This is a genomic window from Lysinibacillus sp. NPDC093197, assembly GCF_044754025.1.
Taxonomy (GTDB): Bacteria; Bacillota; Bacilli; order Bacillales_A; family Planococcaceae; genus Lysinibacillus.
Genome location: NZ_JBIVOH010000003.1, coordinates 186392 through 203357, shown reverse-complemented (window position 1 = coordinate 203357; position 16966 = coordinate 186392). Strand labels below are relative to the sequence as shown.

At 37.0% G+C, this 16966-nt stretch carries 13 protein-coding genes and 1 riboswitch; all 13 genes read left to right on the top strand.

Features of this window, described 5'->3' with window-relative positions; all coding sequences use genetic code 11:
• The first annotated feature begins 299 nt into the window (after positions 1-299).
• The 13 genes from ACIP9G_RS10965 to ACIP9G_RS10905 all read left to right on the top strand — a co-directional run bounded on the left by ACIP9G_RS10965 (position 300) and on the right by ACIP9G_RS10905 (position 16826).
• Positions 300-458 (top strand): hypothetical protein, encoded by a 159-nt coding sequence (locus ACIP9G_RS10965; RefSeq protein WP_401019244.1) that lies wholly within the window; start codon positions 300-302, stop codon positions 456-458.
• 56 nt (positions 459-514) lie between these two features.
• Positions 515-709 carry a hypothetical protein gene (locus ACIP9G_RS10960; RefSeq protein ID WP_401019242.1) on the top strand — a complete coding sequence of 65 codons (195 nt, stop codon included), beginning with the start codon at positions 515-517 and terminating at the stop codon, positions 707-709.
• 355 nt (positions 710-1064) lie between these two features.
• Complete coding sequence (locus tag ACIP9G_RS10955) at positions 1065-3260, top strand: SEC-C metal-binding domain-containing protein (protein WP_401019241.1); 2196 nt, start codon at positions 1065-1067, stop codon at positions 3258-3260.
• Positions 3261-3540: 280 nt separating this feature from the next.
• Positions 3541-3975 carry a YwiB family protein gene (locus ACIP9G_RS10950; RefSeq protein ID WP_401019239.1) on the top strand — a complete coding sequence of 145 codons (435 nt, stop codon included), beginning with the start codon at positions 3541-3543 and terminating at the stop codon, positions 3973-3975.
• The gene (gene argS / locus ACIP9G_RS10945; RefSeq protein WP_401019237.1) at positions 3975-5642 is read left to right on the top strand and encodes an arginine--tRNA ligase; all 1668 of its coding nucleotides are present in this window, start codon (positions 3975-3977) and stop codon (positions 5640-5642) included. Before ACIP9G_RS10950 ends, argS begins: the two co-directional genes overlap by 1 nt.
• A gap of 281 nt (positions 5643-5923) precedes the next feature.
• Positions 5924-6313 carry a MerR family transcriptional regulator gene (locus ACIP9G_RS10940; protein WP_340821019.1) on the top strand — a complete coding sequence of 130 codons (390 nt, stop codon included), beginning with the start codon at positions 5924-5926 and terminating at the stop codon, positions 6311-6313.
• Positions 6306-7808 carry a class I adenylate-forming enzyme family protein gene (locus ACIP9G_RS10935; RefSeq protein WP_401019236.1) on the top strand — a complete coding sequence of 501 codons (1503 nt, stop codon included), beginning with the start codon at positions 6306-6308 and terminating at the stop codon, positions 7806-7808. Before ACIP9G_RS10940 ends, ACIP9G_RS10935 begins: the two co-directional genes overlap by 8 nt.
• A gap of 2 nt (positions 7809-7810) precedes the next feature.
• Positions 7811-9478, top strand: a complete 1668-nt coding sequence (locus ACIP9G_RS10930; RefSeq protein WP_401019234.1) for an acyl-CoA dehydrogenase family protein — start codon at positions 7811-7813, stop codon at positions 9476-9478.
• A 338-nt stretch (positions 9479-9816) separates the two neighbouring features.
• Positions 9817-10000, top strand: a riboswitch (cobalamin riboswitch).
• A gap of 206 nt (positions 10001-10206) precedes the next feature.
• Positions 10207-11175, top strand: a complete 969-nt coding sequence (locus ACIP9G_RS10925; protein WP_401019232.1) for an ABC transporter substrate-binding protein — start codon at positions 10207-10209, stop codon at positions 11173-11175.
• Complete coding sequence (locus ACIP9G_RS10920) at positions 11172-12173, top strand: FecCD family ABC transporter permease (RefSeq protein WP_401019230.1); 1002 nt, start codon at positions 11172-11174, stop codon at positions 12171-12173. The genes ACIP9G_RS10925 and ACIP9G_RS10920 overlap by 4 nt, the downstream gene beginning before the upstream one ends.
• Complete coding sequence (locus ACIP9G_RS10915) at positions 12170-13630, top strand: adenosylcobinamide amidohydrolase (RefSeq protein ID WP_401019228.1); 1461 nt, start codon at positions 12170-12172, stop codon at positions 13628-13630. The genes ACIP9G_RS10920 and ACIP9G_RS10915 overlap by 4 nt, the downstream gene beginning before the upstream one ends.
• 13 nt (positions 13631-13643) lie before the next feature.
• A complete protein-coding gene (locus ACIP9G_RS10910) occupies positions 13644-14207 on the top strand; it encodes a cob(I)yrinic acid a,c-diamide adenosyltransferase (protein WP_139860146.1) in 564 nt (187 codons plus the stop codon).
• A 384-nt stretch (positions 14208-14591) separates the two neighbouring features.
• Positions 14592-16826 (top strand): (Fe-S)-binding protein, encoded by a 2235-nt coding sequence (locus ACIP9G_RS10905; protein ID WP_401019227.1) that lies wholly within the window; start codon positions 14592-14594, stop codon positions 16824-16826.
• Positions 16827-16966: the final 140 nt, after the last annotated feature.

The window sequence follows — 16966 nt, the reverse complement described above, 5'->3', positions numbered from 1 at the left end:
TTTAAAAGATCTGGTGAATCTATACTGAGGAAGTTAATAATTGTGCCATCCGCAATTTGTAATAAAATTACCTCCTAAATTTGGTAATATTGTTTTAGCATAAAATATGGGAGAGGAATTTTCATTTCATGTCACAAGAAAATAATATTCATAACGAATGATGATGTAAAAAAGTTATTTACTCTTTCCGATAGTGAACTTAGAAATTACCGTAATAAGGGGATGTCATTTACTAAGAACGTTTGAGATTATAATTATAAAAAAGTGAAATTGTAGAATGGCAAATAGGAACAGTAGCCTTGTTCACTGATACAAATGGTAATATAAATCCGTGGATTAATGAAATTCTGCATTATACAGGAATGGGACAAACAGGAGCTCAAAAATTAAAAGGAAATGCTAATTTTGTCCTAGCTGAGACTTTTAGTGGAACTTTAACAGATGTTCATTTGTTTTAAACGTACGTGGTAAAGAAGCCTAAAAAGACATTTCATCGTTATATTGGATTAGTTGAATGGTGGAAAAGAAATATACCGAATTTGAAAATAATAGGTCTGTATATAAATTTTCTCTTAAGGTAGTTAAGGGAGAAAAAGTTTATAAGGCAAATTTAAATAATGTTGAAACTGAAAGTCAACAAAAGATAAGTATATTAGGTGAAGAAGAAGTAAAAAGTAGAGCATTATTAGCATCAGAAAATAACGAATAGGGTAAATAAAAAAGGTGAAAAACATTCCAAACGGAAAAATATTATTAAAGCAGAAATGTATCATCGAAATGAATGTATTTCTACTTATGTTAAAATTACTTGAAAAAGGTAAATGCTAACTCTATGAGCGGAACGCACCATTTATAGATTAATACGGCTCACAATATTTAGAGTGTCACCACTTTATCTGGCTGTCTGAAGGTGGCGAGGATACTTAGAAATCGCGCTGCTCTTTGTCCTAATAGCCATAGAAAAATGTATAGTTTAGCAATTAAATAAGACATAGATAAACTGGAAAATAAAGTAAAAACCTATAATTTAAAATGAATTGAATTGTTATGGAGGTATGTAAGATATGGTGAGTAATACTTCTACTATTGATTTAGAAGCTGCATTTAGAAGTTTTAATATTATTGAAGCAGCAAATAATATTATTGAGTTATATTTAGAAGATACTTCGAATTTTAAGAAAAAATTTTTACATTTGAATTTTATAAAAGAACCAATTAGCCCAAAATTTTCAGAAGCTGATATGGACTTTATGGAAAAAGTTATAACTGAAGTCATTTTAAAAACAGAAGAAGATCCATTATTTATAGAACTTAATAATGATATTCGTGAAATTTTCTTTTCTTATTATTCAATTTATCGAAACTTGTTTTCAAATAATGAAAACCTTAACCGTTTAAAAATTTCTTCATTATCTTTAAAAGAACAATTATATTGTATTTTATCGTTCATATCCAATAAATTAGTTGAACTAAATAAGCATCAAATAGAAACTACTAAAAATTTATACACGGGCAGTGAAATAAATATCTCAAAGTTTAAGACTGGAAATTTGGGTGACTTGGAGGTTTCTTATACAGAAATTTTTGATACTTATATGGAGAGCTGTAATACCTTAATTCCGTATTTATATTTTATAAAACAAGATTCTATTGAAGATGGCTCAAAAACAAATATTAATTTAATAAATAAGGATAAGGACCAAAGCGAAATAAAAAAGCTAATTATTCTTGCTCAACAAAGATGGATGTTAACAATTCTTTGGGCAAGGTTTAAATATAGTAATTACAACTTTAAATATATTGATAATTTTGAAGATAATAAGATTTTTTTAATTGAACCTAGTAGTTCAGTATATGAATTAGAGAAAAATATATTTATAGGTGGACAAAGATTAGCTTATCACCAACATGTCAATATGAGTAAATCCATTGATAATAAAGTTAAAGAAAAGCTCACTCATAGTATGAATTATGTAGATAGAAAATTATCCAAGCATAGTCTGAAAGAATTTTTAAATATCTCAAAAGAGGAATATAAAGAGTGTATTATTTTTGCTCAAATGGATATTAATTCTCAAGAAAAATTAGTTGACCCATATTACACTTCTATTGATTATAAGAAAAAATCTTATGACGAGATAATAAAATGTATCGAATTCATATTAACAGTCGCATTTTTTATGGATAGACATTCAAAAAATAATTTAGAAATAATAAATTTAGATTTATTAGTTAAATCATTTTCATATTTATATAGCCTAGATATAATCAAAGCTAGAAATATACTAAATTTATTTATCTCTAAACCAAAAGAAAAAACAGATTTATTTTCAAAACCTCTAATTTATTGTGGGAATAGTGAAGTTTTGATATTTAGCGAATTTGTAAATCAAATTAATATTCCAAGAATATTTGATGTACTAATAAAAAATATGCGGATTAATAATTTTAAAAAAGGAATTACTTATGAGAATGAATTGAGAGAAGTTTTAACAAATGCTAATTTTATAAATGTAAATACAGCTAATATAAAATTTGAAGCCTCGGATGGAAAGGACGTTGAGTATGACTTCTTAGGCTATTTTAATGAATATTTGATAATAATGGAATTTAAAAATTGTTTTACTCCGTATTCAAATAAGGAATATGACTCGGCTTTAGATACCATGAAGTTTGGAATTGAACAAGTAAATAGAAGACAAAAAATACTTCATTCAGATTGGCATATTATAAAAAAACTTGCTAATATCGAATTACCTACAGAGCCACCAAAAGAGGAAAAAATTATAAAAATTTTATGTACTAATATATATCATTTTACTTCTTTAAAAATTAATGATGTTTTTATAACGGATAGCTCAGCTCTAATAAAGTTTTTTTATTACCCAATGAATAGTATTGGTATTTCTGGGAATGATTTAACATCTGAATACGTCGATGCCGCTATTTGGTCAACAATTCCTCCTTCGGTAGAAGACTTTAGACACTATTTGCAAAATCCTTCAGCAATGAAAGAGTATAGAAAATGTGTAGATGCATTATTAAAGCCTATTATAAGTTTTAAAGAAGGGGATCCGATAATTTATTATCATGATTTTTCATTAATAGAGGATCCATATCGATCAATAGTAATGACTGAAGAAAATAAAAAATTTTTAGCTAAGAAAATGTTCGATTCGAAAAGGATTGGTAGAAATGATAAATGTTTCTGTAGAAGCAATAAAAAGTTTAAGTATTGTTGCTTAAAGTTACTAAAATAAATTTAGCTTGAATAAAAATGGTAGATTAAAAGAAGCTAATATAATTTTGTATTAGCTTCTTTCATATCCCTCTACATCACACCGCCAAGTAAAAATATTATTTAGCCCCACATTAGCCTCAAATCAGTTCATTAGTATTTATTATTCTGCAAAGCTACAGAGATTAAGAAAATGAAGAAACCCTTATTTACCAATGTTTGAGAGTACGGTGTGTTGTAATATGCAATTTATTTATTGTATAATAAAAAGGTTATAGTAAAAAGAATAAAAGGGAGCGTCCATGATGGTGAACGAAGAAAAATCGCAGGTGAACATTAAGCTCATTTCGACGATTCGTCCGATTGATGGGGAGTCCGAAACCCTTGAAATGTGGTTAAATGGGCAGCTAATAAATAAAGCAGATTCCCTATATTTAAAATATGAAGAGATGCAGGATGAAAAAACAATCCGCACGACGATGAAGTTAGACAAAGAACGGGCACTTATTATGCGCGCAGGAGCAGTAAAAATGCGCTTACCACTCAATATTTTTGAACAACAAATAGGCCATTATGAAAGTGAATTTGGTTCGATGCCACTCGTGACTCAAACGAAAAACATGTTATTTACTAGACATGAAATGCGTGGAGATTTTCATGTGCATTATGATTTATTAATGGGTGGACAAAATGTTGGCAATTATACATTAGACATTACATTTACGGAGGTACAATGATGAACGCAGTAGAACAAGTACAACAAGCCATTAAGACGGCGATTGCACAGGCTGTTGAAAAAGCTGGCTTAGTTGAAGCTGGCACAGAATTAACGATTCACTTAGAAACACCAAAGGATAAAGCAAACGGTGATTATGCAACGAATATTGCAATGCAATTAACGAAACTAGCTAAAAAGCCACCACGTGCGATTGCAGAAGCAATTTTAGAAAACCTTGAAACTGAAGGTACTGATATCGAGAAAATTGATATCGCAGGTCCTGGCTTTATGAATATTACTGTCCGTAAAGATTTCTTAACAGGTGTTGTAACAGCTGTCCTTGAACAAGGTGCAGATTATGGACGTTCAAACGCAGGAGCTGGTGAGAGAGTACAAGTTGAATTTGTGTCAGCAAATCCGACAGGCGACCTTCACCTAGGTCATGCACGTGGAGCATCTGTAGGGGATTCATTGTGTAATGTTTTAGATATGGCTGGTTATGCAGTATCTCGTGAGTACTACATTAACGATGCTGGTAATCAAATTAATAACTTAGCTTATTCATTAGAAGCGCGTTATAAGCAAGCTTTAGGTCTTGCTGCAGATATGCCAGAAGATGGTTATCACGGTCAGGATATTATCGATATTGCAGGTAAATTAGCGAGTGAGCATGGCGATTCGATTTTATCAAAATCTGATGAAGAGCGTTTTGCATTTTTCCGTCAACATGGTTTAGCATTAGAATTAGATAAATTGAAAACAGACTTAGCGAATTTCCGCGTGAATTTTAATGTATGGTATTCTGAAACATCATTATATGAAAACGGCAAAATCGAAGTAGCATTAGATAAATTAAAAGCAAATGGCCATGTTTTTGAAGAAGATGGTGCTACTTGGTTCCGTTCAACAACATTTGGCGATGATAAAGATCGTGTATTAATAAAAAATGATGGATCTTTCACATATTTAACACCTGATATTGCTTACCATGAAGATAAAATTGTCCGTGGCTTTGATAAACTAATTAACATCTGGGGAGCTGACCACCACGGCTATATCCCACGAATGAAAGCGGCTATTCAAGCACTTGGTTATGACCGTGACACGCTTGAAGTAGAAGTTATTCAAATGGTTCAGTTATATAAAGACGGCGAGAAATTTAAAATGTCGAAACGTACAGGGAATGCCGTAACGATGCGTGAGCTTGTTGAAGAAGTGGGATTAGACGCAGTGCGTTACTTCTTCGTGAAAACAGCTGGTGATTCACATATGGACTTTGACCTTGATCTTGCGGTATCGCAATCAAACGAAAACCCGGTATATTATGCTCAATATGCGCATGCGCGTATTTCTTCAATTTTACGTTCAGCAACTGAACAAGGCTTTGCTACATCAACAGCGAATTTAAGCCTGTTAACTGCTGAAAAAGAGATTGATTTATTGAAAAAAATCGGTGATTTCCCGAAAGTAGTGGCGGATGCAGCAAAACACCGTACGCCACACCGTATTGCCAACTATATTCAAGATACGGCAGCTGCGTTCCATAGCTTCTATAACGCTGAAAAAGTGTTAGATGCTTCGAATAAAGAGCTAACGGAAGCACGTTTAGCACTTATTACGGCTGTACGTACTACTATTGCTAACGCATTACGTCTAATCGGCGTATCTGCACCTGAAAAAATGTAATATGATTTTTAGACCCCGACACAATTGCGTGTCGGGGTTTTTTATTCGGTGGAAATTGTTTGAGTGCCTGGCACTTCGAATTTTTGCTACGCGCGGTTTGTTGCGTCTTACGTTACATGCGTTCTAAGCAGGAGTTTCTAAGCAAAATTCAGAATTGTTTGAGTGCCTGACACTGAACTTACTTCTTTGTGTATTGATTTTTCTGTTTATTTCTAATTTTCTGTTGAAGTTTACGTTAACGTTAATGATATACTGATGAAAATTGTGAAGGGGGAGCTTGCTTGAAAACGATTCAGGAGGTAGCGAAGCAATTTAATGTGTCTACACGTACAATTCGTTATTACGAGGAGCTTGGGCTTCTATGTCCTCATCGTTCGGCTACGAATCAGCGCACCTTCTCAAAAAAAGAAATGGCGAAGCTCAAGCTTATTTTTAGGGGGAAGCGTTATGGTTTCTCATTAGAAGAAATCAAGGAAATGGTGTTGCTTTTTGATTTTGATCGCTCAGGAATTCAACAATTGGAACGTACTGTGGCATATGGAGATCAAAAAATTCAAGAAATTGATAGTAAAATAGCCGAACTTACACAAATGAAAAATGAATTACTGCAATTACATGGCATGTTTAGTGAGAAATTATTAACTTTAAAGGGAGAGATGCACGATGAATAGTTCAAATTTGTTAGCACGAAATGCCCGAAAGTATGCTGGAAAAGAAGCTGTTGTTTGTCATGGAAGAAGAGTGACTTATCGTGATTTAGATGAGCAAGTGACTCGACTCGGTCATGCTTTGATAGAACTGGGTATTCGTCCAGATGATAAAGTAATTATTTTTATGCCAAATGTTGTAGAGTTTGTTGTTAGCTATTTTTCGATTCAACGTATTGGTGCAATTGTCGTTCCCGTAAATGCAAAATTTACATTGCAGGAGGTTGAATATGTTGCACAGCATGCAGAAGCTAAAGCCATTTTAGTGCATGAGGCTATTTTTGCTGCGGTCGAGCATATCAATGTCGTGCCGTTGAAAATTAAAACAGGACATGTGGAGGCAGGGTGGCTTCATTATGAAACGCTAATACAACATGCCAGTACACAACCAATAGATTGTCAGCTAAATGAAGACGATGCATCAACGATTTTATATACATCAGGCACAACAGGAAAACCGAAGGGCGTTCTATTTAGCTATCGTAATATTTTAACTGTAGCCCAGATGATTGCAGTAGAAATGGAAGTTAAGCCTACAAGTCGCATTCTCCTTATGATGCCATTAACGCATTCAGCACCATTGCATTTATTTTTAATGGCTGGCGTACTTGTTGGCTCAACAAATGTACTAACGCCAACATTTACACCAGATTTATTGATAGATTCGATTGAACACGAAAAAACGACGCATTTTTTCGGGGCTCCTGTTGCCTATTTATTAACTGCCCAAACAAAGAGATTGCAAACAGCGGATTTATCTTCGATGAAATGGTGGGTTTACGGAGGTGCACCGTTATCACAAAATGAAATTCGCCATATACAAAAAGCTTTCCAAACAGAAAATCTAACATGTGTTTATGGATTAACAGAGGCTGGGCCAAGTGGTTCCTTAATGTTCGGACAAGAGCATGAAGAAAAGGCAGGGAGTATCGGTCAGCGTGCACCTCTAGGGACGGAGTTTCGTATTATTAACGACAGCGGGGAAGATGTCGGAGTGAATGAAGTGGGCGAAGTTGTGTTATTTGGTGAAGGCAATATGTTGGGGTATTACAGGGATGAAGTAGCAACAAAGGCAGCGTTTATAGATGGCTGGCTGAAAACAGGAGATTTAGCTCGAAAAGATGAAGACGGCTATATTTGGATTGTCGATCGCAAAAAGGATGTTATTATTTCGGGCGGTGTCAATATTTATCCAAAAGAGATTGAAGATTTACTTTTAAGCTATGAAGGAATTTTTGAGGTGGCTGTTATCGGTGTCCCTCACCCGCAGTGGGGAGAAACCGTAAAGGCAGTGTATGCTGCAAAGGCAGAGATTGATGATAGTGCACTAAAAGCATATTTAGAGGAGCATCTAGCAAAATATAAAATTCCACGCTTATTCGAACAAGTGGAAGCGCTACCAAGAAATGCATCCGGAAAAATATTAAAACAATCGTTGAAGGAACTAGAGGTGAGATAAATATGAAAGTATTACAGCAAGATGCAAATCGGACGACTAACTTTTTCACAGAGGATGAAACACTACACAAACTACTAGAAATGATGCTAGATAAAGAACTTCTAGTCTATGCTAAGCGAGAGTTAAAGGATTTCGGCGAGCTTTGTGCAAATGACATCGACGTGAGGGCGAAGCATACAGACAGAGAGGGAGAGCCCAAACTGCAGCGATACAATGCTTATGGTGAGGATATTTCGGAAATTTGGGTCAATGAAGGCTACAAAAAAACGATTGAAGAAACATATAACACAGGAATCGTTGGCTATGTGCATAAGGAAATTCCGCAGTTAGGTAGAAAGGGAAATTATGTGTATAGCTTTGCACAAGGCTATTTACTTTCACATGCAGAGCCTGGCTTCTATTGTCCAGTTACCTTAACGATGGCAACAGCTTATTTGCTTGATCATTATGCGAATGATGAGTTGAAGGATAGGTTTTTACCACATGTTTGTGCAACAGGGGATACAGAGCTATATGAAGGAGCAACATTTTTAACGGAGCGGCAAGGAGGCTCAGATGTCGGCGCAAATGTTGTAGAGGCTGTCGAGGAAGGAAGTCATTATCGTTTGTATGGAGAGAAGTACTTTGCATCAAATGTTGGAATGTGTGGTGTAGCGATGGTATTAGCACGTATAGAAGGCGCCTCAGCAGGTTCGAAAGGTTTAACATTATTTGCTGTACCTTGGCGTCAAGATGACGGCAAGGTTAACCACCTTCGCATTCGGCGTTTAAAGGATAAACTCGGTGTCAGAGCAGTACCATCAGGAGAGGTGGAATTCGATGGTGCAGTAGCGTATATCGTTGGAGAGCCGAATAAAGGAATTTATTATATGTTAGAGGCACTTAATTTATCTCGAATTTGTAACGCTGTTGCTTCCATTGGTATTATGCGTCGAGGTTATTTAGAGGCGAAGCATTATGTAACAAACCGAAATGCGTTCGGTCAACCTTTAATTCAATACCCAATGATTCAGGATACATTAGGAAAATATGCTGCTAAGCTACATGTAGAGGTCGCTACTGTTTTTGATCTTATTCAATTATATGACAAGGTAACGAGTGGTCAGGGGAACAAGGAGGACATCATTCTTAATCGTTTAAATATCGCCATTATGAAAAAAGAAACGGCTGAACAGGCGGTACATTACGCAAGCGAAGCCATTGAATTGCATGGAGGAAACGGTTATATCGAAGATTTTGTAACACCACGTTTACTTAGAGATGCTCAAGTACTTACGGTGTGGGAAGGAACGGCTAATATTTTAGCACTTGAGCTAATTCGCTTAGTAGATAAATTTAATGCCCATGAATTATTTGTACATGTGATGCGCGAGCGTTTGACGAAGTTAACTGATTGCTCATTGGTACAAATTGTAGGCGAGCAACTGAAGAAAACCGAAGTAACATTGCAAACTTTTAGTCGTTTGGATGAGGCTACGAAGTCGTATGAGGCAAAGGGTGTAGCAGAAAAAATGGCTCATCTATACGAAAGTGTAGTGGCAGTCGAATGGGCAGTCCAATTTGGTGGCAAGTATGAAAAGCTAGCAGATATTTATTTAGAAGATACATGGGCATTGCGCGAAATAGGCGCACCAATGAAAACTGTTCAATATTTTTCGGAAATTATGTAGTGGGTGACAGGCACGCAAACAATTTTGAAAATTTTTTTTTTAGTAAAAATCCACGTAGACTCCTGTGGGAACGCACGCAATGTAAGCCGCAACAAACCAGGCGGGTAGCGACTTTTGCGGCTTACGTGTGCGCCCGCAGAAAGCGAAGTAGATTTTTTCGATTTAGATCTCGACATTATATTAGGTTCTATTTAGTGACAGGCACTCAAACAATTATACTAGTTGATTGAAGTGGAAAGTGTCCGCACGCAGCGGAATTCAATGATCATAAACAAGAGACACTAACTTAGGGTCTCTTTTTTTATCGTTATCTATTTCTATTTTCATGTATAATAAAATCAACTGAATATTATAAAGGTTCTTTACTAAAGTAAAGTGAAAAGGGAAATCGGTGTAATTCCGATGCGGTCCCGCCACTGTAAGTGTGAGTTTTTTCAATCTATGCCACTGAATTTTTTTGGGAAGGCATGAAAAAGCATTTGGAGCACGAGCCAGGAGACCTGCCTTTATAGAACGATACATTGCAGCCTACGAGGATAGGATGGTGGTTTATTTGTGCAAGCACCGCCTCTCGTTATGATGACGAGAGGTTTTTTTGTTTTGGAAAGCTACTGACGATAAATAATTGAACATAAAGGCAATAAGTTCGGGTAGAAATGCCAACATTATATCGATCAATCAAGTGAACAGAGCTGAAAAATGCACATACAATCTAAGGAGGTCTCACAATGAAAAAGTATTGGAAAATAGGGTTATCAGCATTTTTAGCAATGGGCATTCTAGCAGCATGTGGAGAAGAGCCGAAAAATGACAAATTAACAACAGAACAGCAGGAGCAACAGGATACAAAGCAGCTAGACGAAGCAACGTTCCCGCTAACAATAACAGATGCTACTGGCAAAGATATTGTACTAGAAGCACCGCCAGAGAAAATTATTTCTCTTATTCCAAGTAACACAGAAATTTTATTTGAACTTGGCTTAAATGATAAAATCGTTGGCGTAAATGATTATGATGATTATCCGCCAGAGGTAGCTGACAAGGAAAAGGTCGGCAGTATGGAATTTAATATAGAACAAATTATTGCTTTACAGCCTGATATTGTTTTTGCACATGAATCAGGTATAGCTTCTTTAGGGGGAGCGATGGATCAACTGGAAGCAGCGGGTGTTAAAGTATTTGTTGTAACAAACGCTAGTGATTTTAATGAGACATATACGACGATTGAGCAATTAGGTCGCGCCACTGGTAAGCTACCAGAGGCAGAAAAAATAATTGCCAATATGAAAGCGAAGGTTGAGGAAGTCCAAGCAAAATTACAGGACGTGAAGCCGAAAAAAGTCTTTGTAGAAACGTCAGATGAACCAGAAATCTACACACCTGGCAAGGACACATTTATGCAGGAGATGCTAGAGATGATTCATGCCGAAAATATCGCGGCTGATACGGATGGCTGGTTCAAAATTGATGCAGAACAAATTATTACAAAAAATCCAGATGTCATCGTGGTTACTTATAATTATGTGCCCGATATTTTAACGAAAATTCCACAACGTGCAGGCTTTGATACAATTACCGCTGTTAAAAATAAGGCTATTGTGCAAGTAGATGAAAATACGACAAGTCGTCAAGGCCCGCGGTTAGCAGATGGGCTTGAAGAGTTAGCGAAAGCCATCTATCCTGAGGCTTTCGAGTGAGCAAAACAGTTTTTGCCTATGTAACAGCCATTACGTTACTTATCGTTAGCATCTGGTGTGGCGTATCAATAGGCTCAGTTCATATTCCGTTAGAAGTATTTTGGAATAAAGCGGCAGATGAAACTGCTGCCAATATTTTATGGAAAATTCGTTTGCCACGTGTATTGCTCGCAGGTCTTGTAGGAGCATCGTTGGCTATTGCAGGGGCAGCTTTTCAAGGATTGTTAAAAAACCCGTTAGCAGATCCGTATACGCTTGGTGTATCGTCAGGAGCGTCAGTCGGTGCTGTCATGACATTGTTTTTCGGCATTTCTATACCAGTTGTCGGTTTGTATGCATTGCCAACGCTCAGTATGGTAGGGGCTGTACTAACGATGGTAGCTGTGATGAGCTTTGCCAGAATAGTAGACCGTTCATTGAAAATGGAGACGCTTATTTTAACGGGGGTTATTTTTAGCTCATTTTTAGGTTCACTTATCTCATTAATGATTGCGTTATCAGGTGAGGAGCTCCGCCAAGTGATTGGCTGGTTACTAGGTTCAGTCTCGATGCGAGGATGGCCGTATGTGCAAATGATTACCCCATTTGTTGTCATTGGCTCTATTATTTTGTGGACGCAAAGACGCGAGCTAAATGTTCTGCTATATGGAGAGGAACGCGCGAAGCATTTAGGTGTCAATGTAAAGCGCAGCAAATATTTAATTTTAGTAGGCGGCTCCATGCTTACTGGGGCGGCAGTCGCTGTTTCAGGAACAATCGGTTTTGTCGGCTTAGTTGTACCGCATATGACGCGTATGATATGGGGTTCAGATCACCGTCATTTATTGCCGTTATCCTTTTTGAATGGTGCAACATTACTGATCATTTGCGATTTAGTGGCGCGTACGATAATTATCCCACGTGAGCTACCGATAGGTGTTATAACTGCATTTATTGGTGCACCTGTCTTTTCTTATATTTTTTATAAGCAGCGTAGAAGCAAGGGGGTACGTGTATGATTATCGTTGAACATCTATCAGGTGGCTATGAGGACGTACCAATCGTTAAGGATGTAAGTTTTACGGTAGAAAAGGGGAAAGTACTTGGCATTTTAGGGCCAAATGGAAGTGGCAAATCAACATTATTGAAAGTAATTAGTGGCGTATTACCAGCAACGGCAGGGACTGTTTTATTGGATGGCAAAAATATTAAAACATATAGTCCGCGCACGTTGGCAAAAAAGATGGCCGTACTACCACAATTACATGCCAATGCATTTTCAAATACAGTACGTGAGGCAGTATCGCTTGGTCGTTATCCACATCAAACTGGCTTTTTTTCTCATTGGTCAGAGAGGGATGAGCAAGCAGTTCAATATGCCATGGAGCAAACGGGCGTCACGCGCTATGAGCATACATCCATGGAGTTTCTATCAGGCGGTGAGCAACAACGTGTTTTTGTAGCACAAGCTTTAGCGCAAACAGCGGAAGTATTATTGCTAGATGAGCCGACAAATCACCTAGACATTGCGCATCAACGTCAAATTTTAGATATGGTGCGTAAGGAAGCAATTGAATGTGGTTTAACTGTTATTATGGTACTGCATGACATGAATTTAGCCTCCCTCTATTGCGATGAATTGTTATTAATGGAAAGCGGCTGTGTACGCGCTTTAGGTGCACCACATAAAGTATTAATAGCGTCTCAAATTGAGGACGTATATCAGGCAAGAGTGACAACCTATGCCCATCCAGAAATACCTAAACCGCAAATTACAATCATGCCATCATCAAGTGAATATCAGCAACGAGCTGTCATTGTAAAAGAAGATTTTAAAGTAACAACAGATTATATCCAACTGAAATCAAATGTCCCGCTAAAAACAGTTTCTTCAGCTGTTCATAATCCTGGCATAGGGTGGTATGACTGCCTATTGAATCGCTCTGTACCAGGAGACTATGTTGTTAATGATGTAAAACAAGAGGTCGCAGATTTTTTACAAAGAGAGCATTTTTCGCCGACTAGCACGGTTGTCATGCTAACTGCTGTTCCTACACAACTCTATGCACTAAATGAATATAGCACTTCTTTCGGTAGTGTGTTTGTCGTTGTCACTGCGGGTGTTGGAAATGCTGTAGATGTCTCTCGCACACACGAAAGACAGGATACGCCATATATTGGTACTATTAATACATGGGTCATCATCAATGGTTGTTTGTCGGAAGAGGCATTTTTTCAAGCATTGATGACTGCAAATGAAGCAAAAACAAAGGCATTGCAAATGGAAAACATTCGCGATTACCGTAGTGATACAATTGCAACGGGCACTGCGACAGATAGCTTGCTTATTGCGGCAACGCAAAAGGGCGAGGAAATGCGCTACGGTGGGCCGATTACAGATGTCGGTAAGATTATTGGTAAAGGCGTTTATGAGACGACGATACAAGCGATACAAAATTATAAAAATAAAGCATAGGAGTGAAAAAGGGATGAAACTTTACACGAAAACAGGCGATACAGGGAAAACAAGCTTAATTGGTGGGCGTGTCGACAAAGACAGTCTACGTGTTGAAACATACGGGGCAATTGATGAATTAAATTCTTTTATCGGCAAGGCAGTGAGCGAACTAGATCGCGAATTATTCAAAGACATTTTAGTTGATTTAGAAACAATTCAACATGAACTTTTTGATGCTGGTGGAGATTTAGCCAATGTTATGAAGGAGCGTCATTACAAGCTAGCGGAAGCACCGATTGAAGTATTGGAGGCGCGTATCGATGCATTGTCTGATGAAGCGCCCCCATTAGAGCGATTCATATTACCAGGAGGGGCTCCTGCAGCTGCAACATTACACATAGCACGAACTGTTGCCCGTCGAGCAGAGCGTCAAATGGTAACGCTAATGAAAGAAGTTCAAGATGTACCTACTATTGTGCAAAAGTATTTAAACCGTTTATCAGATTATTTATTTGCCGCTGCACGTGTTGTTAATGCTCGTTTAAATTTACCTGATATTGAATATATTCGCAGTGGGAAAGTGTTTAAAAAATAAGTTGATTTTCTAAACAATAGTGGCTCGAGCCTGCCTGTGGCAAGCATTTGCACGGTGCGTACCGATGTGAATAATCATTTTTAAAAATAAATATTTTAAATGAAACATATTACAGAGAACACTAGTAATTGGAAGAAAAAGTGCTAGTTACGTTAAATTAATATACAAAAAAGCTACTTTGAAGGAAAATTCAGGGTAGCTTTTTTTCTTATAAAATGTAAGAATATAAAATTATCAGAAATATTTTTGTTTTAATGTTGACTGAATGCTCACTCATTTATTAAAATGTGAATATAGTGGTGGAATATCATACATTTACGTATGAGCTAGAAAATTTAACACAAAGAGAGAAAATTCACGACAAACTAAAAGGGGGGACCAACCATGAGTCCATTAGTTATTGCAAACATTGTTCTAACAATCGTGGTTGTGCTTTATGCAGTAGGGTTATTTATCTATCTGTTAAAAACACGCTATAAATTCGTACAACTGGGGAAAAAGGTTGAGTTTGATGAAAGTGTCCAAGAACGTATTCGTTATTTAATGGTGAATGTGTTTGGTCAAAATAAGCTATTAAAGGATCCTAAAAGTGGTTTAATTCACGTTATGTTCTTTTACGGCTTCTTAATGGTTCAGTTAGGAGCCATCGATTTAATTTGGAAGGGGTTAGCTCCTGGGTCGCATTTACCACTTGGCATGTTCTATAGTGTATTCACTTTCTTCCAAGAGCTAGTAGTATTAATGATTTTAGTAGCGGTAGTATGGGCATTTTATCGCCGCTATGTAGAAAAACTAGTACGTCTAAAACGAGGCTGGAAAAATGGTCTTGTCTTAATTTTTATTGGAGGCTTAATGCTTTCAACATTATTAACAAACGGTATGGGCCTTATCTGGCACGGAGAAGGTTTAACGTATACTGAGCCTATTGCTTCAAGCATTGCAGCTATTTTTGGCTTTTTACCAGCAACGGCAGCAGCCGCTATTTTCTATATTTCATGGTGGGCTCATTTATTAATTTTACTAACGTTCTTAATTTATGTGCCGCAATCGAAGCATTTCCACTTGATTGTCAGCCCACTTAATGTGTACATGAATCGTTTAGATCGCACAGGTACATTGACACCGATTGACTTCGAGGCACTAGAAGAAGCAGGTGAAAATGCTGAAAATGAAGAAGATATCCCATCTATTGGTGTAGGACGTATTCAAGATTTTACACAAAAGCAAATGCTTGATTTATATTCTTGTGTAGAATGTGGGCGTTGTACAAATATGTGTCCTGCAACAGGAACAGGGAAAATGCTATCACCAATGGATTTAATCGTTAAGCTTCGTGACCATTTAACGTTCACAGGTGCGGTTGTAACAAAGCAAAAACCGTGGGTGCCATATCAATTTTTTGCAAATACAAAGGGTAATCAACTTGCGATGGCAGCTGGTGCTGAAGGTGCAGTTATTGAGGATATTTATAGTCCTTCATTAATCGGTGACGTTATTACAGAGGAAGAGATTTGGGCATGTACAACTTGCCGTAACTGTGAGGATCAATGTCCAGTTATGAATGAGCATGTCGATAAAATCATTGACCTACGTCGTTACTTAACGATGACAGAAGGAAAAGTAAACTCGGATGCTCAACGCGCAATGACAAATATAGAACGTCAAGGAAATCCTTGGGGTCTAAACCGAAAAGAAAAAGAAAACTGGCGTGACTTAGATCCAACGATCAATATTCCAACAGTGAAAGAATTGAAAAAATCAGGCGAAGAAATGGAGTACTTATTCTGGGTAGGCTCTATGGGTGCATTTGATAATCGATCACAAAAAATTGCACTAGCGTTCTGTCGTCTATTAAACGAGGCGGGCGTGAAGTTTGCTATTTTAGGAAATAAAGAGAAAAACTCTGGAGATACACCACGTCGTTTAGGAAATGAGTTTTTATTCCAAGAGCTAGCGACAGCAAATATCGATGAATTTGAGAAAAATGATGTGAAGAAAATTGTAACGATTGATCCGCATGCATACAATATCTTTAAAAATGAATATCAAGATTTTGGGTGGAAAGGCGAGGTTTATCATCATACTGAACTACTAAATGAATTGATAGAGGAAAATCGTTTAGTACTGAATCATGAAGTGGATGAAACAATTGTATTCCACGACTCTTGTTATTTAGGTCGTTACAATGATGTGTATGATGCACCACGTGAAATTTTACGAGGCATTCCAGGCGTCAAGCTTGTGGAAATGGAACGTAATCGCGAAACGGCAATGTGCTGTGGCGCAGGTGGTGGCTTAATGTGGATGGAAGAGCATGTAGGTAATCGCATCAATGTTGCGCGAACAGAGCAAGCTTTAGCAACAAACGCTTCCGTAATTTCTTCTGGATGCCCATACTGTTTAACGATGTTAGAGGATGGTACGAAGGCAAAAGAGGTTGAAGATACGATTAGTACGTTCGATGTAGCAGAATTATTAGAGCGCTCTGTGTTTGGTGAAAAAGTTAAAGCAGTGACAGAGAGCGATGAAGAAGTAACAGAAGAGATGCTAGAAGAGGTAGTAGCTTCAGTGGAGTCCCTGGAGCAAAACAAGAATGAAGAGTTAAACGCAGAAAAATAATAATTATTGTAGAAATATTTTCTTTATCTGAAAAATATAAATTGCACAATAATTAATTGTTTTGTAGAATAAGATTAATTAGAAATGGGAGTTGCTTAATAACTCCCATTTTTTTATCGGGAAGAGTCGAGCGAGCGTTC

Coding starts and splice junctions, on each gene's coding strand:
- ACIP9G_RS10960 (WP_401019242.1), top strand. CDS start 515: ATGGTGGAAAAGAAATATACCGAATTTGAAAATAATAGGTCTGTATAT.
- ACIP9G_RS10905 (WP_401019227.1), top strand. CDS start 14,592: ATGAGTCCATTAGTTATTGCAAACATTGTTCTAACAATCGTGGTTGTG.
- ACIP9G_RS10950 (WP_401019239.1), top strand. CDS start 3,541: ATGATGGTGAACGAAGAAAAATCGCAGGTGAACATTAAGCTCATTTCG.
- ACIP9G_RS10955 (WP_401019241.1), top strand. CDS start 1,065: ATGGTGAGTAATACTTCTACTATTGATTTAGAAGCTGCATTTAGAAGT.
- ACIP9G_RS10915 (WP_401019228.1), top strand. CDS start 12,170: ATGATTATCGTTGAACATCTATCAGGTGGCTATGAGGACGTACCAATC.
- ACIP9G_RS10935 (WP_401019236.1), top strand. CDS start 6,306: ATGAATAGTTCAAATTTGTTAGCACGAAATGCCCGAAAGTATGCTGGA.
- ACIP9G_RS10925 (WP_401019232.1), top strand. CDS start 10,207: ATGAAAAAGTATTGGAAAATAGGGTTATCAGCATTTTTAGCAATGGGC.
- ACIP9G_RS10910 (WP_139860146.1), top strand. CDS start 13,644: ATGAAACTTTACACGAAAACAGGCGATACAGGGAAAACAAGCTTAATT.
- argS (WP_401019237.1), top strand. CDS start 3,975: ATGAACGCAGTAGAACAAGTACAACAAGCCATTAAGACGGCGATTGCA.
- ACIP9G_RS10930 (WP_401019234.1), top strand. CDS start 7,811: ATGAAAGTATTACAGCAAGATGCAAATCGGACGACTAACTTTTTCACA.